The following is a 4581-nucleotide window of genomic DNA, read 5'->3' as shown; positions in this document are numbered from 1 at the left end:
AAGCATCCGATCTTAATGAGCAGATTCAGAATTTGCTCTGGGATGAGAGCGATGGTTTTTATTATGATCGAGAGATGGACGGAAACTTCTCTAGGGTGAAGGCTGTAAGTGGATTTTTACCATTGCTTCTAGATCATATGCCTCAAGAACGAACGGAACGATTGGTAGCCATGCTGCAGGATCCTAATCATTTTCAAACTAGATTCCCAATTCCAACAACAGCCGCCTCAGAAGAAACATACAGCACAGACATGTGGAGAGGTCCTGTATGGATGAATATGAACTACCTTGTCTATACCGGCCTTAAGAAGCAAGGGAGACAATCGGAAGCAAAGCAACTTGCTCAGCAATGTATCCAAATGGTGCAAAAATACTATGAAGAATACGGGGTTATCTTTGAGTATTTTGATTCTGCCGACCTTGTCCCTCCTCCAGATTGTGATCGAAAAGGTCCATCGACAGGTAGGTATAACATTCGTCAGAAGATGGACGTCGTCAGAGATTTTCATTGGTCGGCTGCTTTGACAGCTTGTCTACTAATGGAACAGGCATAGGAGGAACCAATGTGGCTCAGTTAAGCGGCAAAGTGATTCTAGTAACGGGGGCGCTAGGCAAGCTGGGTTTGTCAGCCGTAAGGATGTTTCTTGAGCGAGGCGCCAAAGTTGTGGCGACTGATCTTGTTACGCCAGAGGATGCGAAACAAAGGTTGAACGAACCAGCCATCGCTTCGTATCTCCCAAATGACTTATTGTACATCCAATCCGATGCGCGAGATGAGAAACAAGTCACTACTGCCTTAGAAAGTGTTCAGAAGCAATGGGGCCGTTTGGATGGTTTATATCATAATGCCTATACACAAATATCCAAACCCGCGCTGCAGCTCACTTTAGAGGAATGGAATCAAGTGCTTTTAGGAACTTTGACGAGCACCTTTCTGATTAATAAACATGCTCTTCCACTCCTGATTGAATCGGGAGGAGGCGTTATTCTTAATGCTTCCTCTGTCTTAAGTCATAAAGTGAAGTCTACCTGCCTAGCTTATGGTGCTGCCAAAGCAGGCGTCAACCAGATGACCCGTGTCATAGCCGCAGATTACGCCCATAAGGGCGTTCGGGCTAACGCTCTGCTCCCGGGTGACATTAAGACGGAAGAGGCTTTAAGCACACTGCCGTCTTCCTTCAAAGAAGCTGTTGCCAAGATGACTCCGCTTGGCCGCTCGGGAACGCCAGATGAAGTCTCGGAATTGGCTGCCTTTTTGCTTTCTGATTCCGCATCCTATATCACTGGCGCACTGCTTACTATTGATGGAGGATTTGCACTATGAACGATTTCTTGTTTCACCACGGGACACGCGAAACGTTAAAGCGGCAAGCCCAGGAAGGGTATGCTGTAGTAGTTCCACTTGCGGCTACGGAGCAGCATGGACCTCATCTTCCGGTATTTACCGACAGTTTGATAGGTGAACATATTGCGATTGAGGCCTGCAAAAAGGCTGCGGTGTCTACGAAGCTACTATTGGCCCCAACGCTGGTTGTGGGATGTTCACAGCATCATTTGGCATTCGGCGGTACCCTATCATTCACTTCATCTACTTATCTTCTCATGCTGAAGGAAATAGGTGAAAGCCTAGTGAGTGGTGGTTTTCGTAAAATCATCTATCTGAATGCACATGGTGGCAATGAACCCATGATGCATCAGGCCGCACAGGATCTAGCCGTGGAGCATGATATTTGGACGGCTTCGACTTCTTATTGGAGTTTATCTCGATCAGTCCTTACGGAGCTTCACGCGCAAGAGATGGGGATGGTCCCGGGGCATGCCGGAGGCTTCGAAACTTCACTTATCGCGTCTCTTGCGCCAGATCTGATACGTAATGTGACCTCAGGAAGCCCGATCCATCCGCAGCGGTCTTGGATTAATGCGGGTCCACAAGGTTCTTTCATCGGCAAACATAGTTACTTAACAGGTGTGGATGGTTATACAGACTCTGCTCATCAGGCTGATGCGGCCAAGGGAGCCATGTACTTGCAAGCAATCATTGAATCGACCGCAGAGTGGCTTGTGCAAGTCTGTAATTGGATGAATGAAGGAGTGGAACTGGCCCAATGAGCGCAAAGACTGAGCGGAAAAAAGTAGCTGCCATCCTAACGGAATTTCGGCCAGATTCCCATGCGGAAGTGATCATCGGACGGCTGCTAGGCATGTTCGGCTATGCCCCGCAGATTGATGTGGTATCGCTGTATCTGGATCAGGTTCCTTCTAACGATAGTGGCATTGCAGTAGCGCAAGCGCGAGGGATTCCAGTCTACGGCTCCATTTTGGACGCAATTGCTGCTCCGCATGTTGGAAGTCCAATTAATGGCGTTCTATTGATAGGCGAACATGGGGATTATGCATGGAACGAGAAGCGTCAAAGGCTGTATCCACGTCGCTACTTTTTTGAAGAAACGTTCCGAGCTTTGGATTTATTAGGGCTGAGTGTCCCCATATTTAATGATAAACATCTGTCATATAGCATGCAGGATGCGGAGTGGATATACAGCGAGCTGTTGAAGAGAGGACTGCCTTTTCTGGGGGGATCCTCTATTCCGCATACGCCTCAATTGCCAACCTATTCTTCAGAGAAATTACATCATGTGAAGGAGATTTTCGTGGTCAGTTGGCTTGGCATTGAGTCATATGGCTTTCATGGCATGGAGGTGCTGCAGGCCGCAGCCGAACAAAGAGAAGGCGGTGAGACCGGAATCCGTTCGGTTCAAACGCTGGAAGGGAGATCGGTGTGGGCGGCAATGGATCGGGGGGAGGTTCCCGAGGATCTCATGATTCAGGCACTAGGCTCGCTAAGAGATGTTCTGCCAGGGCATCCGAGGGATCATGTTGATGTCCCTGTTCTGTTCATTGTTACGTATATCGACGGATTAAAAGGTTACGTCCTGCAGCTGCAGCGATTTATACGAGAGTGGGGACTTGCTTTTCGTGAAGTAAATGGAGAGATTACTGCTGCTCGCTGTGATAGCGGAATGGGTCGTCCCTACACCCATTTTGAGAAGCTGACTGAATTGATTGAGCAGATGGTATTGACTGGTCGTTCAACTGTCTGTGCGGAACGGACATTTCTGACAACTGGAATGATCAATCTGGCCATGGAATCTCTGCATCTAGGAAGCAAGATAGAATCACCGCAGCTGTGTTCTATCACATATCCAAATTAAACCGAGGAGGAGACCGGATGAGTGCTTTTTCAAATTTATATTATTATAAGCCAAAGCAGGATCTACCTCGTCAACCTCATCGGATTGAGGCTGATCTTTGTATCTATGGAGGTACTCCTGCAGGCATAGCAGCCGCGATTCAAGCAAGCCGCATGGGTCTTAAAGCGGTGATTGCCGAGTTCAGCCAGCATGTAGGCGGAATGACGGCAAGTGGTCTTGGACGTACGGATGTCGRTAACACGATGGCTATTGGGGGGATTTCCAGCGAGTTCTATCAAGCATTAGGGCAGCACTACGGCAGTGCTGAGCCAGATGGAAGGACTTGGGCGTTAGAACMTCATGTGGCGGAGCGGATCTTCACGGAGTGGTTGCAGCAAGCAGGAGTACCAGTGTACTTTGAGCAGCATTTAGAAGCCGTAGAGCTGCAATCAGGACGTATCATACAAATCAAAATGGAAGACGGAAATGTGTATACAGCTCCTATGTTTATTGATGCTTCCTATGAGGGAGATTTGCTCGCACGAGCTGGCGTTTCCTATCATGTAGGCAGAGAATCGGGCACCGTGTACAAAGAGATATTGAACGGAATTCATTATGGTCATCCCAAACATAATTTTACGACTTGGGTAGACCCCTATGTAGTTGAAGGGAAGATCGATAGCGGGCTGCTGCCAGGAATAACCGATGCGCTACCAGGTGTGCAAGGTCAGGGAGATGATTCTGTTCAGGCTTACAATTTCCGAATCTGCTTAAGCAGTAACCCGGATAATCAACTTCCTTTTCCAGAGCCGCCTACCYACAATCGCGACGAATTCGCCTTATTGGCGAGATATATTCGTAACGGTGTCTGGGATGCTTTGAAGCTCAATAAGGTGATGCCGGGCGGCAAAAGTGATTTGAATAATTGGGGCGGGATTTCGACCGATTATATCGGGCGTAACTATGCTTGGCCAGAGGCAAGCTATGCGGTTCGCGAGCAGCTCTTTCAGCAGCATCTTCACTATAATATGGGAATGCTTTATTTCCTCGCTAATGATGACACCATTCCAGCAGCTATTCGAGCTGAAGTGACTACATGGGGGCTTCCGGCTGATGAGTTTACCACGACAAGCGGTTGGCCGCATCAACTCTATATTCGTGAGGCAAGACGTATGATTTCAGACGTTGTAATGACCGAGCATCACTGCCGACACTTTCGAACAGAAGAAGATTCGGTTGGCTTAGCCGCCTACACGATGGACTCGCACAACTGCCGGAGATTAGTTCTGGACGGTCGTTGTATCAATGAGGGGAATGTTGAAATCAGTCCCAATGGGCCTTATCCGATTTCGTATCGAGCTATTATTCCAAAAGGGGAGGAGTGTACCAA

The 4581-nt window shown here is 48.2% G+C and carries 5 protein-coding genes; all 5 read left to right on the top strand.

The annotated features are described in order from the left end of the window. A partial coding sequence (locus tag AC1DUA_RS24705) for an MGH1-like glycoside hydrolase domain-containing protein (protein ID WP_477502287.1) occupies positions 1-554 on the top strand: 554 nt, incomplete at its 5' end. A gap of 11 nt (positions 555-565) precedes the next feature. Further along, positions 566-1324: an SDR family NAD(P)-dependent oxidoreductase gene (locus AC1DUA_RS24700; RefSeq protein ID WP_477502286.1), complete on the top strand. Its 759-nt coding sequence runs from the start codon at positions 566-568 to the stop codon at positions 1322-1324. After that, positions 1321-2109 carry a creatininase family protein gene (locus AC1DUA_RS24695; RefSeq protein ID WP_477502285.1) on the top strand — a complete coding sequence of 263 codons (789 nt, stop codon included), beginning with the start codon at positions 1321-1323 and terminating at the stop codon, positions 2107-2109. Before AC1DUA_RS24700 ends, AC1DUA_RS24695 begins: the two co-directional genes overlap by 4 nt. Further along, positions 2106-3212, top strand: a complete 1107-nt coding sequence (locus tag AC1DUA_RS24690; protein ID WP_477502284.1) for a hypothetical protein — start codon at positions 2106-2108, stop codon at positions 3210-3212. The genes AC1DUA_RS24695 and AC1DUA_RS24690 overlap by 4 nt, the downstream gene beginning before the upstream one ends. Positions 3213-3229: 17 nt before the next feature. Continuing rightward, a partial coding sequence (locus AC1DUA_RS24685) for an FAD-dependent oxidoreductase (protein WP_477502282.1) occupies positions 3230-4581 on the top strand: 1352 nt, incomplete at its 3' end.

It is taken from the genome of Paenibacillus sp. 01T422 (genome assembly GCF_056398785.1).
This window is presented reverse-complemented; position numbering and strand designations above follow the sequence as displayed.